The sequence below is a fragment of the Agrobacterium sp. P15N1-A genome (assembly GCF_044626815.1).
Lineage (GTDB): Bacteria > Pseudomonadota > Alphaproteobacteria > Rhizobiales > Rhizobiaceae > Agrobacterium > Agrobacterium leguminum.
Window position 1 is genome coordinate 332,732 of record NZ_JBIUPF010000007.1, and the last position, 19,441, is coordinate 352,172.

Sequence of the window (19,441 nt, forward strand, 5' to 3'; positions counted from 1 at the left end):
GTATTTATGACCGAAACATCGTCAAGCGAAGTCGGCGCGAACGCGGAATATGGAGCCGATTCGATCAAGGTCCTCAAGGGCCTTGATGCCGTGCGCAAACGGCCCGGCATGTATATCGGCGATACCGATGACGGTTCCGGCCTGCACCACATGGTCTATGAAGTCGTCGACAACGCCATTGACGAGGCGCTTGCCGGTCATGCCGATCTGGTGACGGTGACGCTGAACGCCGACGGCTCGGTGACGGTGACGGATAACGGACGCGGCATTCCCACCGACATTCACTCCTCCGAAGGCGTTTCCGCCGCCGAAGTCATCATGACCCAGCTGCATGCGGGCGGCAAATTCGACCAGAACTCCTATAAGGTGTCGGGCGGCCTGCATGGCGTCGGCGTCTCCGTGGTCAACGCGCTTTCCGTCTGGCTGAAGCTCAGGATTCGCCGTAACGGCAAGCTGCACGAAATCGGCTTCACCCACGGTGTCGCCGATGCGCCGCTTTCCGTCATTGGCGAATATGAAGGCCGCTCGGGCACGGAAGTGACCTTCCTGGCGAGCCCGCAGACCTTCACCATGACGGACTATGATTATGGAACGCTGGAGCATCGCCTGCGCGAACTGGCATTCCTGAATTCCGGCGTGCGCATCCTGCTCACCGACAAGCGCCATTCAGACATCAAGCAGGAAGAGCTGCTGTATGATGGCGGTCTCGAAGCCTTCGTTCGTTATCTCGACCGTGCCAAGAAGCCGCTGGTGGACAAGCCAGTCGCCATCAAGGGCGAAAAGGACGGCATTACGGTTGAGGTCGCGCTCTGGTGGAACGATAGCTACCATGAGAACGTGCTTTGCTTCACCAACAACATTCCCCAGCGCGACGGCGGCACCCATATGGCCGGTTTCCGCGCGGCGCTGACCCGTCAGGTGACCTCCTATGCCGAAACCTCGGGCATCCTGAAAAAGGAGAAAGTCAGCCTGCAGGGTGAGGACTGCCGTGAAGGTCTGACGGCCATTCTTTCCGTCAAGGTTCCCGACCCCAAGTTTTCCTCGCAGACGAAGGACAAGCTCGTTTCGTCCGAAGTGCGTCCGGTCGTGGAGAGCCTTGTCAACGAAGCGCTCTCCACCTGGCTGGAAGAACATCCTTCCGACGCAAGAATCCTCGTGGGCAAGGTGGTGGAAGCGGCGGTCGCCCGCGAAGCCGCCCGCAAGGCGCGCGAACTGACGCGCCGCAAGGGCGCACTCGATATCGCCTCTCTGCCCGGCAAGCTTGCCGATTGCTCCGAGCGCGATCCGGCGAAATCCGAACTCTTCCTCGTTGAGGGTGACTCCGCTGGCGGTTCGGCCAAGCAGGGCCGCTCGCGCGAAACCCAGGCCATTCTGCCGCTGCGCGGCAAGATCCTGAACGTCGAGCGCGCCCGTTTCGACAAGATGTTGTCCAGCCAGGAAATCGGCACGCTGATTACCGCGCTCGGCACCTCCATCGGCAAGGACGAGTTCAACGCCGACAAGCTGCGTTACCACAAGATCATCATCATGACGGATGCTGACGTCGACGGCGCCCATATCCGCACCCTGCTGTTGACCTTCTTCTTCCGCCAGATGCCGGAACTGATCGAGCGCGGCCATCTCTATATCGCCCAGCCGCCGCTCTATAAGGTCACGCGTGGCAAATCCGTGCAGTACCTCAAGGATGAAAAGGCGCTGGAAGAGTACCTGATCTCCATGGGTATCGAGGAAGCTTCGCTGACCCTCGGTTCTGGCGAAGTGCGTATCGGTGCCGATCTTCGCGAAGTCATTCTGGATGCGGTGCGCATGCGCTCACTGATCGACGGGCTCCATTCCCGTTACAGCCGCTCGATCGTGGAACAGGCGGCAATAGCCGGCGCGCTGAACCCCGAACTTTCGGCCGATGCTGCCCGCGCCGAGGAAACCGTTGCCGAAGTGGCTCGGCGTCTCGACATGATCGCGGAAGAAACCGAACGTGGCTGGTCCGGCACCGTGCTGCAGGATGGCGGCTTGCGCTTCGAGCGCATGGTGCGCGGCGTCAAGGAAGTCTCGACGCTGGATATGGGACTGCTCGGTTCGGCCGATGCCCGCCATATCGATCAGCTCGCAGCCCGCACGCGCGATATCTACGCCACGCCGCCGGTCCTGCAACGCAAGGATGGCACCATGGAACTCGCCGGTCCGCGCGCGCTTCTGGATGCGATTTTTGCCGCCGGCCGCAAGGGTCTTTCCATGCAGCGCTATAAGGGCCTCGGCGAAATGAATGCCGAGCAGCTGTGGGAAACCACGCTCGACGCCAATGTCCGCTCGCTGCTGCAGGTAAGGGTGAGCGACGCGACGGACGCCGACGGCCTGTTCGCCCGCCTGATGGGCGATGAAGTGGAACCGCGCCGCGACTTCATTCAGGAAAATGCGCTGAGTGTCGCCAACCTCGACATTTAATCCTGTGGGGTGTTTCGCGTAACGATTCACGTGAAACGAAAATTTAACAAAAGGCCCGGCGGTCAATTTCTGCCGGGCCTTTTGTCATTCGGAGAACATCAATCAACCTTGCCGGTGAAGCGCCCTTCGAAGGCCACATCCGAAAGGGGCAGACGCTTGCTCGGCACTTCCCGTTCCGCCAGATCCTCAGGGAGAACGGACTTGTCGGTCAGCGTGCCGATGGCGACCCCGGCCTCCACCTTGTAGCCTTCCGGGATGTTCAGTTTTTCAACGATCTTGTCCTTCAATATGCCAGCCATGCCATGGGCGTGGTAACCGAGCAGGTGGGCCTGCATGGCAAGCGAAAACCAGGCAGCGCCGGCATCGAAGGAATGGGTCGCGGATGGTTTTTTCTCACCGTCGCGCGAGATGTTGTAGTCGCGGGAAATGACAAACAGCAGCACGGAGGCGTTTTTTGCCCAGCGCTGGTTTCCCTCCATCAGCAGTTCCACGAAGAGCGGCCAGTCCTCACTATCCTTGTGCGCATAGACAAACCGCCATGGCTGATAGTTGGAGGCGGAAGGCGCCCAGTGCGCGGCATCCAGAATGGTCATCAGATGCTGGGCCGGCATGGGGTGGCCATCGAAGGCGCGCGGAGACCAGCGATCGAGGAAGAGGGGATCGACGGGATATTCGGATTGCCGGGAATTGCTGTTCGTCACGGGCCATGTCCTTTTGATTGACGGGAAGGAAAAGGTATTTTTCGAAACTTGGCGCAGTCAAGGGGTGACAAGTATGAATGCATCGTTCATATATGCATCACCTTGTCTGACAACCGGGAGAGAGTTCCATGAAATTGATGCGTGTCGGCCAGTCCGGCCAGGAAAAACCTGCAATCCTCGATGCGGAAGGAAAAGTCCGCGATCTGTCCGCCCATGTCAAAGACATTGGCGGCGAAGCTATTTCTCCTGAAGGCCTCAAGAAGATCGCCGCGATCGATCTCGGCACACTTCCGGTGCTGAACGAAGAGCGCATCGGCGCCTGCGTTGCCGGAACGGGGAAATTCATCTGCATCGGCCTCAATTTCTCGGACCACGCCGCTGAAACGGGCGCCACCGTACCGCCGGAACCGGTCATTTTCATGAAGGCGACCTCTGCCATCGTCGGTCCGAATGACAACGTCACCATTCCGCGCGGTTCTGAAAAGACGGACTGGGAAGTCGAACTCGGCGTCGTCATCGGCAAGACCGCCAAATATGTCTCGGAAGCCGATGCTCTCGACTACGTCGCCGGTTATTGCGTTTCGCACGATGTGTCCGAGCGAGCCTTCCAGACGGAGCGTGCCGGGCAGTGGACCAAGGGTAAGTCCTGCGACACCTTCGGCCCTATCGGCCCCTGGCTGGTGACGAAGGATGAAATCACTGACCCGCAGAACCTCGGCATGTGGCTGAAGGTCAATGGCCAGACCATGCAGGACGGCTCCAGCAAGACCATGGTGTACGGCGTCGCGCACGTTGTCTCCTATCTAAGCCAGTTCATGTCGCTGCATCCCGGTGATGTCATCTCCACCGGCACCCCGCCCGGTGTCGGCATGGGCCTGAAGCCGCCGCGTTACCTGAAGGCTGGCGATGTCGTGGAACTCGGTATCGAGGGCCTCGGTTCCCAGAAGCAGACCTTCGTCGCCGACATCTGATCGCCACGGCGTTCAACGGAAAGTGAGGCGTCGGCGGGAAACCGCCGGCGCCTTCGATTTTGTGCACCTGCGAAAAGCTGCTATGGTTGAAAAAAAGAGCGTGATCGCGAGGGAGGCGTCATCAGTGTTCTACCACCTCTATGAAATGAACCATGCGGCCATGGCGCCGCTGCGCGCCGGCGCCGACATGATGCGCCAGGCTTGCAACAATCCGCTCAACCCGCTTTCCAGCACGGCTTTCGGGAGAAGCCTCGACGCCGGTTTTGAGGTCTTTGAGCGCATGACGCGCCGTTACGCGAAACCGGAATTCGCTCTTTGCAGTACGGTTGTCGATGGCCAGACCGTCAATATTGTCGAAGAGACGGTTTGGTCACGTCCGTTCTGCAATCTGCTGCATTTCAAGAAAGAACTTGATCCAGCCAGCCAGTCCGATCCGAAGGTGCTGCTGGTGGCGCCGATGTCCGGCCACTACGCTACCCTCTTGCGGGGGACGGTGGAGGCCCTGCTGCCTTCGGCGGATATTTACATCACCGATTGGGCTGACGCCCGCACGGTGCCGGTGAGTGAGGGCACCTTCGATCTCGATGATTACATCAGCTACGTCATCGAGATGCTGCGCGCGATCGGGCCGGGGGCGCATGTGATCGCCGTCTGTCAGCCGTCCGTACCGGTGCTGGCCGCCGTTTCGCTGATGGAGGCCGATGGCGATAAATTCGCGCCGGCATCCATGACGCTGATGGGCGGTCCGATTGACACGCGCATCAACCCCACTGCCGTCAACGGTCTTGCCAAGGCGAAACCCATTGAATGGTTCCGCGACAATGTCGTCATGCAGGTGCCGTGGCCGCAGCCCGCGTTTGGCCGCAATGTCTATCCCGGCTTCCTGCAACTCTCCGGCTTCATGTCGATGAACCTCGACAAGCATATGACGGCGCACAAGGATTTTTACCTCAACCTCGTCAAGAATGACGGCGATTCCGCTGAAAAGCACCGCGAATTTTACGATGAATATCTGGCTGTCATGGATCTGACGGCGGAGTTCTATCTGCAGACGGTGGAAACGGTCTTCATTGATCATGCGCTTCCGAAAGGGAACATGCTGCACCGGGGCAGGGCGGTCGATCCCGCGGCCATTCGCAAAGTCGCATTGTTTACGGTGGAAGGCGAGAACGACGATATTTCCGGCGTTGGCCAGACAAAGGCCGCGCACGATCTTTGCCGGAACATTCCTGAAGACAAACGCGCCCATTACATGCAGCCGGATGTCGGTCACTATGGTGTCTTCAACGGGTCGCGCTTCCGCAAGGAAATCGTGCCGCGCATGCTGGACTTCATCCGCAAACACCAGGCAGCTTAGGGCAGACGGCCGGCCGTGCCACGCATTTGCATGGCCAAGCGATGGACGAATCGGCTATGAAGGGTTCATGTTTTCGCTCCTCAGAAAATCCCTGAAATCGCCGGCCCCAAAGAAGGTTGCACCGAGCCAGCGCACGGTCGCCGTGGCGGGCAGGCAGGTGCCGATCACGGTCAGGGAGAATCCGCGCGCCACGCGCATTACCCTGCGCATCGAACCGGGCGGCAGGGCACTGAAGCTGACGATCCCTATGGGCCTGCACCACCGCCAGGTGGATGATTTTCTCGAGAGGCATCAGGGCTGGCTGGAAGGCAAGCTTGTAAAATTCAGCCCCGATGACGGTTTACGTCCCGGTGCGACCATCGATATTCGCGGCATAGCCCACCGCATTGACCATACTGGCAGCCTGCGAGGGTTGACACATGTCGCGAAAGACGCCGACGGGGTGGCCGTTTTGAAGGTCAGCGGTGCGCCGGAACATCTGAGACGACGGATAGCGACATTTCTGAAAAAGGAAGCGAAGGCGGATCTGGAGCGACTGGTTGCCGTTCACGCGCGCGCAGCCGGCCGGCCGGTGCGCTCCATCAGCATGAAGGATACGCGCAGCCGATGGGGTTCCTGTTCCCATGACGGCAACTTGAGCTTTTCCTGGCGCATTGTCATGGCCCCGGACAGGGTCATCGACTATCTCGCCGCCCATGAGGTTGCGCATCTGAGCGAGATGAACCACGGCCCGAAATTCTGGGCATTATGCGAAAAGCTCTGCCCGCATACGGAAGAAGCTAAGAGCTGGCTGAAACGCCATGGTTCCAAACTTCACGCCATCGATTTCGATTGAAACCTGCGGCGCGGATCGCCATCTGGATTCACGTGAAACATTCCATCGGAAATGGATGCGATTTGGCTCGACTCTTGTCGCATTTCATGTCAGGTCGCGGGTATGAAACCGGATATCAAGATTTGCGGATTGAAGACACCGGAAGCGCTGGAGCGCGCCGTCAGGCGTGGCGCGTCCCATGTCGGTTTTATTTTCTTTGAAAAGAGCCCGCGCAACATCGAGCCCGATATTGCCGGCAGGCTGGCGGAAGCCGCCCGAGGCGCCGCCAAGGTGGTTGCCGTCACCGTCAATGCCGATAATGATTATCTCGATGAAATCGTCGATCTCGTAAAACCGGACATCCTGCAGCTGCACGGCAATGAAAGCCCGGAGCGGCTGCTGAACATCAAGGCGCTGTATGGCCTGCCTGTCATGAAGGCGATTTCCATTCGCGATGCCGCTGATCTTGCCAAAATCGACCCTTATATTGGAATAGCCGACCGTTTTCTGCTGGATGCCAAGGCGCCCGCCGGTTCCGAGCTTCCGGGCGGCAACGGCGTCTCCTTCGACTGGACCATCCTGCGATCACTTGACGCAAGTGTGGATTACATGCTTTCCGGGGGATTGAACAAGGACAATGTCGCCGAGGCGCTGGCGGAGACCAGGGCAAGCGGACTAGATTTATCGTCCGGTGTGGAAAGCGCGCCGGGGGTCAAGGATCTGTCCATGATCGACGCATTTTTCGATGTGGTGAATGATTGGTCGAAAGGCCCAAAGGGAGCTTGAAGTGAACGACGCGCCAACACCCAATTCTTTTCGCGCTGGTCCCGATGAGGACGGCCGTTTCGGCATTTACGGAGGTCGCTTCGTTGCCGAAACGCTGATGCCGCTCATTCTGGATTTGCAGGCGGAATGGGACAAGGCCAAGACCGATCCCGCGTTTCAGGCGGAACTCAAGCATCTCGGCGCGCATTATACCGGTCGTCCGAGCCCGCTTTATTTTGCGGAACGACTGACCGCGGAACTTGGCGGCGCGAAGATCTATTTCAAGCGCGAAGAGCTGAACCACACCGGCTCGCATAAGATCAACAATTGCCTTGGCCAGATCCTGCTTGCCAAGCGCATGGGCAAGACCCGCATCATCGCCGAAACCGGCGCCGGCCAGCACGGCGTGGCCTCCGCTACCGTCGCTGCACGCTTTGGCCTGCCCTGCGTCGTTTATATGGGCGCGACGGATGTTGCCCGTCAGGCCCCGAATGTGTTCCGCATGAAGCTCCTCGGTGCCGAGGTGAAGCCGGTAACGGCTGGCCACGGCACCCTGAAGGATGCCATGAACGAGGCCCTGCGCGACTGGGTCACCAATGTCGAGGATACCTATTATCTGATCGGCACCGCGGCCGGCCCGCATCCCTATCCGGAAATGGTTCGCGATTTCCAGGCCGTTATCGGCGAGGAAGCCAAGGCTCAGATGCTGGAGGCCGAAGGCCGCCTGCCGGATCTGGTCGTGGCAGCCGTGGGCGGCGGATCGAACGCCATCGGCATTTTCCATCCTTTCCTCGATGACAAGAATGTCCGCATCGTCGGCGTCGAAGCCGGCGGCAAGGGTCTTTCGGGCGACGAGCATTGCGCTTCCATCACCGCCGGTTCGCCGGGCGTGCTGCATGGCAACCGCACCTATCTGCTGCAGGATGAGGACGGCCAGATCAAGGAAGGCCATTCGATCTCCGCAGGCCTCGATTATCCCGGCATCGGCCCTGAGCATTCCTGGCTGAACGATATCGGTCGCGTGGAATACGTACCGATCATGGACCATGAGGCGCTGGACGCCTTCCAGATGCTGACCCGCCTTGAAGGCATCATTCCGGCTCTGGAGCCGAGCCACGCCCTGGCCGAGGTCATCAAGCGCGCACCGAAGATGGGCAAGGATGAAATCATCCTGATGAATCTCTCCGGTCGCGGCGACAAGGATGTCCACACCGTCAGCAAGTTCCTTGGAATGGATGTATAAGATCATGACTGCACGTATGGACAAGCGCTTCGCCGATCTGCGCGCTGAAAATCGCCCGGCCCTGATTACCTATTTCATGGGCGGCGACCCGGATTTCGAAACCTCGCTCGGTATCATGAAGGCCCTGCCGGAAGCCGGTGCCGACGTCATCGAACTCGGCATGCCCTTTTCCGATCCGATGGCGGATGGCCCGGCCATTCAGCTGGCCGGTCAGCGTGCGCTGAAGGGCGGCCAGACGCTGAAGACGACGCTCGATCTCGCCCGCGAGTTTCGCAAGCAAGACGATGCAACGCCGATCGTGATGATGGGCTATTACAATCCGATCTATATCTACGGCGTCGAAAAGTTTCTGGACGACGCAATCGCGGCCGGCATCGATGGCCTGATCGTTGTCGATCTGCCGCCGGAAATGGACGATGAACTCTGCATCCCGGCACTTGCGCGCGGCATCAACTTCATCCGTCTGGCCACGCCGACGACGGATGGCAAGCGCCTGCCTGCCGTCCTTAAAAATACCTCAGGTTTCGTTTATTACGTCTCGATGAACGGTATTACCGGTTCAGCACTTCCCGATCCCTCGTTGATATCGGGCGCTGTCGGTCGTATCAAGGCGCATACGGAACTGCCGGTCTGTGTCGGTTTTGGTGTCAAGACGGCCGATCATGCAAAAGCGATCGGTGCCGTTGCGGATGGCGTGGTGGTTGGTTCGGCCATCGTCAACCAGATTGCGGGCAGCCTGACCAAAGACGGGCAGGCTACCGCCGATACCGTGCCGGCCGTTACGACGCTGGTAAAAGGACTTTCAACGGGCGTGCGTGCGTCGCGCCTTGCCGCTGCGGAATAAGCGCGCGGCCCAGTCAGGAGTAGACAGTTGAACTGGATCACCAATTACGTTCGGCCGCGGATCAATTCCATGCTCGGCCGCCGCCCGGAGGTTCCGGAGAACCTGTGGATCAAGTGCCCGGAAACGGGCGAGATGGTCTTCCACAAGGATCTGGAAGACAACAAGTGGGTCATCCCGGCTTCCGGCTACCATATGAAGATGCCGGCCAAGGCGCGCCTTGCCGATCTTTTCGATGGCGGCGTCTATGAGGCACTGCCGCAGCCGAAGGTAGCGCAGGACCCCTTGAAGTTCCGCGATTCCAAAAAATACACCGACCGCCTGCGCGACAGCCGAACGAAGACTGAGCAGGAAGACACGATCCTTGCCGGCGTCGGCCTCCTGAAAGGCCTGAAGATCGTCGCCGTCGTGCATGAATTCCAGTTCATGGGCGGTTCGCTTGGCATTGCCGCCGGCGAAGCCATCGTCAAGGCCTTCGAGCGTGCCATTTCCGAGCGTTGCCCGCTCGTGATGTTCCCGGCCTCGGGTGGCGCGCGCATGCAGGAAGGCATTCTTTCGCTGATGCAGCTGCCGCGTACCACGGTTGCCGTGAACATGCTGAAAGAAGCCGGCATGCCCTATATCGTGGTTCTGACGAACCCGACGACCGGCGGTGTCACGGCCTCCTACGCCATGCTGGGCGATGTGCATATCGCCGAGCCGGGCGCCGAGATTTGCTTCGCAGGCAAGCGCGTGATCGAGCAGACCATTCGCGAAAAGCTTCCCGAAGGCTTCCAGACCTCGGAATATCTGCTGGAACACGGCATGGTGGACATGGTGATCGACCGCCGCGAAATTCCCGACACGCTGGCCAATCTGCTCAAGATCATGACCAAGGCGCCTGCTGACAACGCAAATGCTGTCGTACCGCTGGCCGCTTCGGCCTGAGGAAAAAAATATGTCGCCCGGAGGCATAAACTGCCTTCGGGATGATGCTATACGTTGCATGATTTCATCTTTGGTGCGGCGGACAAATGGCAAGCAAAACGCCTGAAAGGCGAACGGAAGACATGACGAAGCCCGCGATCGGTGAGGCCGAGAAGATCATCGAAGAGCTGATGCAGCTTCACCCCAAGGGGTTCGATCTTTCGCTCGATAGAATTTCCCGGCTCCTTGAGAAACTCGGCAATCCCCAGAACAGGATGCCACCCGTTATCCATGTTGCGGGCACCAACGGTAAGGGTTCCGTCACGGCCTTTTGCCGAGCACTTCTGGAGGCGGCAGGCCTTTCCGTTCACGTCCATACATCCCCACATCTGGTGAACTGGCACGAACGTTATCGTATCGGCGTTTACGGGGAAAAAGGCCGTTATGTTGAGGATGCCGTCTTTGCGGATGCGCTGCGCCGTATTGAAGCTGCCAATGCAGGCCAGACGATTACGGTTTTCGAAATTCTGACTGCCGCGATGTTCGTGCTTTTTGCGGAACAGCCCGCCGATGCCGCCGTCCTTGAGGTTGGTCTGGGTGGGCGTTTCGATGCGACCAATGTGATCAAAAATCCGGCCGTCTCCGTCATCATGCCGATTTCGTTGGATCATCAGGCCTATCTTGGTGACCGTGTGGAGCTGATCGCGGCGGAAAAGGCCGGCATCATGAAGTCCGGTTCCCCCGTCATCATAGGCCATCAGGAGTATGATGCGGCGCTGGAAACGCTTGTCACCACGGCGGAGCGGCTCGGTTGCCCGGTATCGGTTTACGGGCAGGATTTTTCCGCCCATGAAGAATTCGGCCGCATGGTCTATCAGGATGAGTTCGGCCTGGCCGATGCGCCGCTGCCGCGTCTTCCCGGCCGCCATCAGCTTGCCAATGCCGCTGCCGCGATCCGCGCCGTCAAGGCTGCCGGTTTCGAGGTGACGGAACGGATGATCGAAAAAGCCATGACCTCTGTGGAATGGCCCGGCCGTCTGCAGCGCATCCTGACCGGCAAAATCGCTGAAATGGCCCCGAAGAATTCGGAAATCTGGATCGATGGCGGTCATAACCCCGGCGCGGGCGAAGTCATTGCCGAAGCCATGGCCGGCTTTGAGGAAAAGACACCCCGCCCGCTGTTCATCATTGCAGGCATGATCAATACCAAGGACCCTGTGGGCTATTTCAAGGCCTTCGCCGATATTGCCGAATATGTCTTCACCGTGCCGATTGGCGGCACGGATGCGGCGATCGATCCCGTCGTGCTTGCTCATGCGGCCTTCGATGCCGGCCTCGTGGCAGCGCCGACATCGTCTCTGACTCATGCCCTGGAAGAGCTGTCGCGCCGCTTCGACCCCGAAGGGCCGGCGCCGCGCATCCTGATCGGCGGCTCGCTTTACCTTGCTGGCAACGCGCTTGCCCTGAACGGCACGGTTCCCCAATAAAAAAGCCCGGCAGCGATGCCGGGCTTTTTTCATTCCATTGATATCGCTTATGCGGCGCCGGAAATCCAGGCGGAAAGCGCTGTCTTGGGAGCAGCGCCAACCTTGATGTCGGCCACTTCGCCGCCCTTGAACATGGCGAGCGTCGGGATGGAGCGCACGCCGAACTGGGCAGCCAGTTCCGGGTTTTCGTCGATGTTAAGCTTCGCGACCTTGACCTTGCCGGCAAGCTCGGAGGAGATTTCCTCAAGGCTTGGCGCGATCATCTTGCACGGGCCGCACCATTCGGCCCAGAAATCCACCACGACGGGTTCGGCGGATTCGAGGACTTCGGACTGGAAGTTGGCGGCATCGACTTTTACGGTAGCCATATCTGGCTCTCCTTTCAGCTAAACTTTTCCGCTATCGATGTGATGCGGGCGCGTCGGAATTTCAATGCCCCGGTATCTCACTTTGTCTTTATTGCGGCAAGAGCCTGCGTCATTGCATCATCGTCAACCCGCACAAAAGCGGCATTTTCCGTATAGATCAGCGCGCAGACAAATTCCTTGCCGGGATAGAGCGGTGCAAGAATTTCGCGATAGATGGCAAGCTGCGCGGTGTGGGAGAAAGGTATCTCGCGCGCCGTGCGCGGCGGAACCCGGTTGGTCTTGTAGTCGACCAGAATAACGCGATCACCATCCACTGCCAGCCGGTCGACACGGCCGGAGACGGCATAGTGCTGCCGGCCGATCGTCATCGTGCCCATGATGGAGATTTCCGCGCGGCTGTTGGCGGAAAAGGCCGGTTGCACCGCCGGTTCGGAGATGACCCGCAGAACCGCCCGGATCAAATGCTCGCGTTCGGCCATAGGCCAGAAACGGGCCGCTCGCTCCGCATAGCGGCGGGCAGCCTCTTCCCGCTCCGTCTCGGCAAAATCCGGCAACGCCTGCAGCATGCGATGCACCAGCCGGCCGCGCTGTAGCGCCAGCGAAGAAACATCGGATTTCTCGCCGAAAAGCGGCGAACGCACGGCAAGATCATCCGCACCGTCATCAATGATCGTGCCTGCACCGGAGGGGCTGAGCGGCCTTGGCAAGGAGGGCAGGGCAGGCAGTGGAGCAAGCAGCCCGGCCGGAAGAGCATATTCTTCGTCCTGCTGCTTCTCCGGCAGTTTTTGCGGGAGAGACGTCACGCGAGCCTCGGATTTACGCCAGACAAGCCCCTGCCATTCCTCGCCATCGGCCGTGAAAAGCTGCGGCTTGCAATGGTCTTCATTGTTGGCAAGCGCCGCCTTGACGATGGCATGCCAGCATTCGGGATTTTCCTTCTGACCGCGATAACCGCAGACGACGAGGTGATCGGCGGCGCGCGTCATCGCCACATAAAGCAGCCGTCGATATTCGTCTTCGGCGGCCGTCTTCAGCCGTTCTTCGTCCGAGCGAATGAGGTGGTTTGAAAAGCCGCTGCCGGGCAGCCAGACCGGGAAAGCGTCGTCACCCGCTTCGACAAAGCGCAGTTTCGGCACATGGCTGTGATTGAAGGCCTTCGAACCGCCGTCGACGACAAAAACGACCGGCGCCTCAAGGCCCTTGGAGGCGTGCACGGTCATGATGCGCACTTCGCCACGGTCCTTGTCCTGCTCGCGTTTCACTTCCGGTGAATCGGTTTCCAGAACGGAGAGAAAGGCCTGAAGGCCGGGCAGACCGGTTCTTTCGTGGGCCAGCGCAAAGGACAGGAACTCATCCAGAACGTCGCTCGCCTCATTGCCAAGCCGGCCGAGGAATTTTTTGCGCCCGTCATGCAGGGTCAGGACCGCTGCAAAGAAATCATGCACGGTGGCCGTCTTAGAAAGCGCGATGAAACCTTCCAGCCTGGCGGTAACGGTGGAAAGATGGCTGTTCTCTTCCTGCGAAAGGATCTGCAGCCGTTTCCACACGCTCTCCGTTTCCGATCGCGTGGCGGCGATGTTGAAAACGTCATCTTCGGTCAGGTTGAAGAGCGGGCTCTTCAACAATGCGGCGAGCGAAAGATCGTCTTCGGGCAGGACAACGAAATGTCCGAGCGCCAGAAGATCCTGCACGGCAATGTGGTCGGTCAGGCGAAGGCGGTCGGCACCGGCAACGGGGATGTTCTTGCGTCGTTTCAGCTCCCGGGTCAGCGCGTTGACAAAGGCATGGCGTTTTCTGACGAGAACCAGAATATCGCCGGGCTCCACGGCGCGCTCGACGCCCTTTTCGATGATGGTCTCGCTTCCGATCATATCGGCGATGCGGGCGGCGATCCGGCGGGCGACGATGGTGGCCGGCGCACTTTCACGCAAGGCATCGAAGGGCGCTGTCCAATCCTCTTCGTCTTCGGCGGTTTCCGGCGCCACCATGTCCCACACCTCCACGGTGCCGGGATGGCCGGCGCGGTTGGATCGGTGTTCCACCGGCTCGTTATCGGCACTGAGACCGCTGGCATTATTCGGGTCTGAAAACACTTGATCGACGGCGGCCAGAACATCCTCCGTGGACCGGAAAGAAAGCGGCAGGCGGATGCGGTGAAAGGCCTGCTCGACGGAATCGACGCGCTTTTTGGTCTCTTCGCGCTCCTGCGAAAACCGTTCCGGCCGCGCGCCCTGGAATGAATAGATCGACTGTTTTTCATCGCCCACGGCAAAAAGCGTGCGCCGTCCCAGGCGGGCGCTCTCGCCGGTGAAGAAATCCGCCGCCAGCGACTGGATGATCGACCATTGCACCGGGCTGGTATCCTGCGCCTCGTCAACGAGAATATGGTCGATGCCCTGATCCAGCTTGTAGTGCACCCAGGCGCCAGCCGTATCGCGGTTGAGAAGGTTGGCCGCGCGCTCGATCAGGTCTTCGAAATCGAGCTGGCTTCGCTGTTTCTTCAGGTCTTCGAAATCGCCGATCAGCCTTTCGGCCAGAACAAGGGCGCATTTTGTCGCCGCCAGCATCCGCACCAGACGATATCGGTTGCGGCAGGAAACGACATGGTCCCGCGCCAGTGTCAGCGCATCGAGAAGTTCGGGGGCGGATTTCTGCATGACCTTGTTGATGACATAGGCATCCGATTTCTTTTCGCCTTTGGCTGTCAGCAGCGCCGCTTCGATGAACTCCATCCGCCGCACGGGGTCCGACTGTCGTTTTGCCTCCCGGAGCGCATAAGCGACTTCGATGACGCGTGTTCCACCCACCTCGTCGGCAAGGGTGAGATACGTATCGAGCGCAAGGCCTGAAAGACCGGGCAAAGGCCAGAAGGCGGCTGCCGCGGTTTCTTCGGTTTCCCCATCTGCGATCTGCATCGCCTGCCGCAACCGCGCATCGATGCCGCCTGACTGTTTGGCGTCCAGAAGAAAGGCGCGAAGGGCGCTGCGATTGGCGATGATGGCGGAAAGTAGCGATTCCAAACCGCTTTCGTCCGCCAGATCGAGCACGTAAGCGAGCGATTGCGCCAGCTCCGCGTCCCGCTCCATCGAAACCGCCGTCAAAAGCGAACGGCGTGCTTCGGCGAGCAGCGTGGTTGCGGCGCGGTCGTCAAGAACGGAGAAATGGCCGGCGACATTGGCTTCCAGGGGGAACTGATGCAGCAGCGCCTCGCAGAAGGCGTGGATCGTCTGGATTTTCAACCCGCCCGGTGTTTCCAGCGCCTTGGCGAACAGCCTGCGCGCTTCGGCAAGCTTGATGCGGTCCGGCGCCTTGCCCTCGATGGCGGCGATGCGGTCCTTGAGGTCGGAATCCGGCAAAGTAGCCCATTCCGCCAGACGGTCAAAGACACGGCTCGACATTTCCGACGCCGCGGCCTTGGTATAGGTGAGGCACAAAATCGCCGAGGGTCGGCATCCGGCCAGAAGCAGGCGGATGACGCGCTGGGTCAGAACATGGGTCTTGCCTGAGCCGGCATTGGCCGACACCCACGCGGAACTGGCAGGATCGGAGGCAAGCCGCTGCCGGGCGCTGGTCCAGTCGATCCAGCTTTCAGGCGTGTCGGCGGCGGGGCCGGCGTCGAAGGGATCAATCGTCATCGCCATCTCCCGCTTCTGCCGTCGACCATTCCGAAACGCGGGCGAGGTGGTCATATTCCCCGCCATAGGATTGCTGCTCTTCCGGCACGAGGCGGGAGGCGAAACCGTTTTCGCCATTGCGCAGGGAATGAACGAATTTGGTGAGCTGTTCGATCGATTCCGTCGCGAGCTCAATCGCCGATTTAGGCGGTCTTTTGCCGCTTCGGCTGGAATGTTCGTTATTGACCTGATCGGCAAAAAAACGCTCGCCCGGCCGCAGGCGAACATAGATGAGGTTTTCCGGTGTGGGCGAACCGGCTTCGCGGAAGGCGCCGCGCATCAGTGCGGCCGCCTCCAGCGCAAGCTGCGGGTCGAGCAGTGAGCGCGCCTGATTGACGGAAGGCGCAAGCCCCGTCTTGTAGTCGATAATATCCGCCTGACCGTTTGTCTTGATGTCGATGCGGTCGGCGATCCCCGTCAGCCTTATGCCCGCCTCGACGATTTCCTGCCCGGCGCGAGCCTCGTAGAAGCTGTGGCGAATGGATGGATGACGTTCTTTTTCCCAGTCGATAAAGGCGCGCGCTACCGCTGCAAAACGCGGCCGCCAGATGACATCCACATGGGGAGGCAGGTTTTCCGCATCGAAACATTCGTCGAGAATGCGCTGCATGGCCGAAAGCGAGGCCGGTGTGCCGGGAATATGTCCCTCACGGGAATAGCGCTCGATGATCGCGTGATAGAGCGTGCCGCGATCGGCGGCGTTCGGATCGCGATTGAAGGGGTGGAGCGGGTCCAGCTTCAGGATGCGTCGCGCATAGATCGAATATGGGTCGCGGCGCAGGCGGCCCACTTCGCTGAAGGAATAGCGCGTCGGCTGCAACGCGGCTGGCGGTTTCGGGGCAGGGCGCTTTGCCGCTTCCTGATCGATGCTTTCATCCATCAATCCCGCCCAATGACGATAGGTCTCGCCGCGCTTCCTGAGTTTATCGGCAAAATCCTCGCCGCCCAGCGCCAGAAGGCGCTGCAGCCAGCGTGAGGCGACAGCGGGCGTTGAGCCCTGCCTCAGCGCGCGGGTGTAAAAAATCTGCCGGGTGCCATTTGCCATCTCGAAATCATGCGCCAGCTGGCCGATGCGCCGTTCCGGCGGTTCGAGGCCAATGGCGGTCTTCATGGTGCGGGACAGGAATGGATTATTCGCCGTCTGGCCGGGCCAGAGCCCTTCATTAAGGCCACCGATAACGACGGTATCGACGCTTTGCAGCCGCGCCTCAAGCGCGCCGAAGATGAAAATGCGCGGATGGCGCATCGATCGTGGCTTGATCGATTCACCGGCTACCAGTGCCGCAAAGATATCGATCCATTGCGGTCCATCCGCATCGAGGATTTCGCCGCTTTCCATCAGCTCACCGAACAGCTCGGAAAGCTTGTCTCCCGCTTCACCGGACCAGAGCGCTGCAAGATCGCTGTTTTCATCCGCGCAGATGGCTTCGATCACGCGGCCCGTCCGCTCCGCCCAAACGGACAATGGCAATTTATCGGTGAAGGCGCGGCCGGACCGATCTCTGCGGACAAAGGCGGAGCTGAGCGGCTCCGTCGCAACGGCAATCCGCCTTGCCAGATCGCGCGCGGCCTCCGCGCTTGCCTCCGGCAGCGCCAGCCGCCAGGCAGGCGGGTGCCGGTCGTCGCGCTGCGCCAGAAGCTGCGCCTCCAGAACCGCTTCCAGATTGCCGATTTCGGTCTCCAAACGGCCGCCGCGCAGCGCGATCAGCTCGAGCGCTTTGGAGGCTTTCGCGAAAGCTTCATCGGAAAGCCCGAAACGGCTGAGCGGATGTTTCAGAAGGGAGATAATCGGCACCGGGTCGCCGGGCCTCAGAATGGCTTCCAGCGCCAGTTGCGTCAGCCCCGCTTGCGGGGTGGCGGAAAGCGGCGTACCGGCCGAGTCGTCGGCTTCGATGCCGAAGCGCTGGAGTTCCGTCGCCACGCGCCGCGCCAGTCCGCGGTCTGGGGTTATCAGCGCTGCCTGAGACGGACGTCCAGCGCCGGGCGCTTCAAGCGCCAGCCGTAAAGCCACCGCGATGGCCGTCGCTTCCTCGCGCTCATTGGCGGCTTCTATCAGCGTGGCCGTCGCGAAGGCGTCGTCGAAAAAGCCGGGTTCCCTGTCCTCACGCCAGCGATTCCAATCGCTGGTGGATTTGGCCGGTGCGAGTGCGGCCGAAAACACGGCTGCGCGCTTTTCCAGGTCGCCATCGATGGTGCCGATCTGAACCACGTCGTCGCGCAGTATGCCGAGCTTCTGCAGCAGCATATAAAGCCCATATTGCGAGTGGGTGCGGCTCGAAGGATCGGTAGGGTCCTCGGCGATTGCCTCCCATTGCTCTTCCGGCATGGCAAGGTCGAGACCCGGAAGTACGACGGTACCTTGGGGCAGTGCCGCAACGGCTGCGATGAGATCGGCTGCGGCAGGAATGGAACCCGTCGACCCGGCGACGATGATCGGTCCCGTATCCGGCAAATTGGCAAGCCGGTTCGCTTCCGCCCGCAGGATGGCGTTGCGATGCCGGCCGGCCGAGGAACGGTTAAGTTCGGCAAGCCGCGCCGGCCAGAAGACGCTGGCGATCCGCAGGAAATCCGCCGTCAGCTGCCACCATTGCGCATGATCGCCAGTATCGAGATGCTGAAGCGCTTCCCAGTCCTTTTCTTCCGTATCCATGGCGTCGATCACCTCGCCAAGCGCACGCGCCAGCCAAATGGCGTCTGCGGGGCTGGCGGGGGCGACAAGCGGCGAATCCGAGTGAATTGCCCGTATGGCGTCCGGCAGGCTGTTGCGCCAGGCGAGAATGAGACGCGCCAGTTCGATCAGCCGGCCGGTGCCGGAAATCGGCGGCGCCAGATCCATGATTTCAGGATTTTCGATCTCGAAAAAGCCGCTGTCGTCATCCGTTTCGCCGAGCGGTCGGATCAGCGGCAGAATGGCGGACCGGCCGCCCAGAAGATCGACGAATTCGGAGCGCAGCACACGGGCGGAGCGCCGCGTCGGCACATAGATCGTCACCTTGGCAAGTGACAGCGGATCGGCTGGGTCGTATTTATAGCCGGCTGTCAGTGTCCCGTCGCACAGCGTTTCCGCGACCGTCTTGAGGAACGGTGTTCCCGCAGCGATCGTCAGAACGCGCTTTGCGTGGTGGGTGAGCGTCATGCAGAGCGTTTTTCCCTGAATTGGCGGATGATGCTTTCGGCGTCTTCTATCGCATCGGGCGTACCGACGGTGATCCAGTGACCATCCAGAGAAAGCCCGAAAAGCCGGTCTCTTTCAATGGCGCGGTCGAAATAGATATTGAGGTTGAAGGCATCCGCCGGCGCATCGTCCAGCAGTCGCGAATTCATGGCGATGGCTCCGGCATAAACCACGGGGTTCGGATCGCCATCGCGATACCGCGTCAGTTTCCCATCGGCGGAGAGGTTGAAATCCCGCTTGCCATTGTGCCCGGTGGTGCGGTCCATGTCGACGCAGAGCAGCGCCATGTCCATTCGGGTCGGGTCGAAGAATTGTGCAAGCTTGCGCAGGTTGCTGACCGCATTCAACTGCTCGCCAATCCAGAAGAGATCGGCATTCATGACAAAGACCGGGCCGGGTTCCAGAAGCTTCAGGCCCTTGGCGAGACCGCCGCCGGAATTCATCAGTTGCGACCGCTCGTCGGAAATCAGGATTTCGGCGTCGGTGCGCTGCTCAAGATGGGCGACCATCTGTTCCGCGTGGTGATGAACATTGACGACAATGGTTTCCGCACCGGCTTCGACAAGGGCGTCGAGCGCATAATCGATCATCGGCTTGCCCGCGATCTGGACGAGCGGCTTCGGGATCGTATCCGTGATCGGGCGCATCCGCGTGCCAAGCCCGGCGGCCAGCACCATCGCATTTTTAATCGTCATCG

General features: G+C 60.3%; 14 protein-coding genes. 9 read left to right on the forward strand and 5 right to left on the reverse strand.

Going from position 1 to position 19,441, the window contains the following annotated elements; translation table 11 throughout:
* The first annotated feature begins 6 nt into the window (after positions 1 to 6).
* On the forward strand, positions 7 to 2,442 hold the full coding sequence (gyrB, locus tag ACIK7D_RS22680) for a DNA topoisomerase (ATP-hydrolyzing) subunit B (RefSeq protein ID WP_080815419.1): 2,436 nt from the start codon (positions 7 to 9) through the stop codon (positions 2,440 to 2,442).
* A 98-nt stretch (positions 2,443 to 2,540) separates the two neighbouring features.
* On the opposite strand, the gene ACIK7D_RS22685 is transcribed toward gyrB, so the two are convergent.
* The gene (locus ACIK7D_RS22685) at positions 2,541 to 3,143 is read right to left on the reverse strand and encodes a nitroreductase family protein (protein ID WP_400157407.1); all 603 of its coding nucleotides are present in this window, start codon (positions 3,141 to 3,143) and stop codon (positions 2,541 to 2,543) included.
* 128 nt (positions 3,144 to 3,271) lie between these two features.
* Between ACIK7D_RS22685 and ACIK7D_RS22690 the strand changes: the two genes are divergently transcribed.
* From ACIK7D_RS22690 to ACIK7D_RS22725, 8 genes are all read left to right on the forward strand, one after another.
* Positions 3,272 to 4,114 carry a fumarylacetoacetate hydrolase family protein gene (locus tag ACIK7D_RS22690; protein ID WP_400157408.1) on the forward strand — a complete coding sequence of 281 codons (843 nt, stop codon included), beginning with the start codon at positions 3,272 to 3,274 and terminating at the stop codon, positions 4,112 to 4,114.
* Between the two features lie 124 nt (positions 4,115 to 4,238).
* Complete coding sequence (locus tag ACIK7D_RS22695) at positions 4,239 to 5,471, forward strand: polyhydroxyalkanoate depolymerase (protein ID WP_400157409.1); 1,233 nt, start codon at positions 4,239 to 4,241, stop codon at positions 5,469 to 5,471.
* A 67-nt stretch (positions 5,472 to 5,538) separates the two neighbouring features.
* A complete protein-coding gene (locus ACIK7D_RS22700) occupies positions 5,539 to 6,306 on the forward strand; it encodes a M48 family metallopeptidase (protein WP_400157410.1) in 768 nt (255 codons plus the stop codon).
* 102 nt (positions 6,307 to 6,408) lie between these two features.
* On the forward strand, positions 6,409 to 7,071 hold the full coding sequence (locus ACIK7D_RS22705) for a phosphoribosylanthranilate isomerase (RefSeq protein WP_174022647.1): 663 nt from the start codon (positions 6,409 to 6,411) through the stop codon (positions 7,069 to 7,071).
* 1 nt (position 7,072) lies between these two features.
* Positions 7,073 to 8,293, forward strand: coding sequence for a tryptophan synthase subunit beta (gene trpB / locus ACIK7D_RS22710; RefSeq protein WP_003521170.1), 1,221 nt, complete (start codon positions 7,073 to 7,075; stop codon positions 8,291 to 8,293).
* Between the two features lie 4 nt (positions 8,294 to 8,297).
* Entirely contained in the window at positions 8,298 to 9,137 is an 840-nt protein-coding gene (gene trpA / locus ACIK7D_RS22715; RefSeq protein WP_031233963.1) for a tryptophan synthase subunit alpha, read from the forward strand.
* Positions 9,138 to 9,164: 27 nt separating this feature from the next.
* Positions 9,165 to 10,061 carry an acetyl-CoA carboxylase, carboxyltransferase subunit beta gene (gene accD / locus ACIK7D_RS22720; protein WP_078052261.1) on the forward strand — a complete coding sequence of 299 codons (897 nt, stop codon included), beginning with the start codon at positions 9,165 to 9,167 and terminating at the stop codon, positions 10,059 to 10,061.
* An 86-nt stretch (positions 10,062 to 10,147) separates the two neighbouring features.
* Positions 10,148 to 11,527: a bifunctional folylpolyglutamate synthase/dihydrofolate synthase gene (locus ACIK7D_RS22725; RefSeq protein WP_400157411.1), complete on the forward strand. Its 1,380-nt coding sequence runs from the start codon at positions 10,148 to 10,150 to the stop codon at positions 11,525 to 11,527.
* Between the two features lie 47 nt (positions 11,528 to 11,574).
* Here ACIK7D_RS22725 and trxA read toward each other — a convergent pair whose 3' ends face one another.
* The 4 genes from trxA to ACIK7D_RS22745 all read right to left on the reverse strand — a co-directional run bounded on the left by trxA (position 11,575) and on the right by ACIK7D_RS22745 (position 19,439).
* Positions 11,575 to 11,895 (reverse strand): thioredoxin, encoded by a 321-nt coding sequence (trxA, locus tag ACIK7D_RS22730; protein ID WP_003505361.1) that lies wholly within the window; start codon positions 11,893 to 11,895, stop codon positions 11,575 to 11,577.
* Positions 11,896 to 11,972: 77 nt separating this feature from the next.
* Positions 11,973 to 15,530 (reverse strand): double-strand break repair helicase AddA, encoded by a 3,558-nt coding sequence (addA, locus tag ACIK7D_RS22735; RefSeq protein ID WP_400157412.1) that lies wholly within the window; start codon positions 15,528 to 15,530, stop codon positions 11,973 to 11,975.
* A complete protein-coding gene (addB, locus tag ACIK7D_RS22740) occupies positions 15,520 to 18,705 on the reverse strand; it encodes a double-strand break repair protein AddB (RefSeq protein ID WP_400157413.1) in 3,186 nt (1,061 codons plus the stop codon). The genes addA and addB overlap by 11 nt, the downstream gene beginning before the upstream one ends.
* Positions 18,702 to 19,439: a nucleotidyltransferase family protein gene (locus ACIK7D_RS22745; protein ID WP_400157414.1), complete on the reverse strand. Its 738-nt coding sequence runs from the start codon at positions 19,437 to 19,439 to the stop codon at positions 18,702 to 18,704. The genes addB and ACIK7D_RS22745 overlap by 4 nt, the downstream gene beginning before the upstream one ends.
* Positions 19,440 to 19,441 lie beyond the last annotated feature (2 nt).

Coding starts and splice junctions, on each gene's coding strand:
- gyrB (WP_080815419.1), top strand. CDS start 7: ATGACCGAAACATCGTCAAGCGAAGTCGGCGCGAACGCGGAATATGGA.
- ACIK7D_RS22690 (WP_400157408.1), top strand. CDS start 3,272: ATGAAATTGATGCGTGTCGGCCAGTCCGGCCAGGAAAAACCTGCAATC.
- ACIK7D_RS22700 (WP_400157410.1), top strand. CDS start 5,539: ATGTTTTCGCTCCTCAGAAAATCCCTGAAATCGCCGGCCCCAAAGAAG.
- ACIK7D_RS22705 (WP_174022647.1), top strand. CDS start 6,409: ATGAAACCGGATATCAAGATTTGCGGATTGAAGACACCGGAAGCGCTG.
- trpA (WP_031233963.1), top strand. CDS start 8,298: ATGACTGCACGTATGGACAAGCGCTTCGCCGATCTGCGCGCTGAAAAT.
- ACIK7D_RS22725 (WP_400157411.1), top strand. CDS start 10,148: ATGGCAAGCAAAACGCCTGAAAGGCGAACGGAAGACATGACGAAGCCC.
- trxA (WP_003505361.1), bottom strand. CDS start 11,895: ATGGCTACCGTAAAAGTCGATGCCGCCAACTTCCAGTCCGAAGTCCTC.
- addA (WP_400157412.1), bottom strand. CDS start 15,530: ATGACGATTGATCCCTTCGACGCCGGCCCCGCCGCCGACACGCCTGAA.
- addB (WP_400157413.1), bottom strand. CDS start 18,705: ATGACGCTCACCCACCACGCAAAGCGCGTTCTGACGATCGCTGCGGGA.
- ACIK7D_RS22745 (WP_400157414.1), bottom strand. CDS start 19,439: ATGACGATTAAAAATGCGATGGTGCTGGCCGCCGGGCTTGGCACGCGG.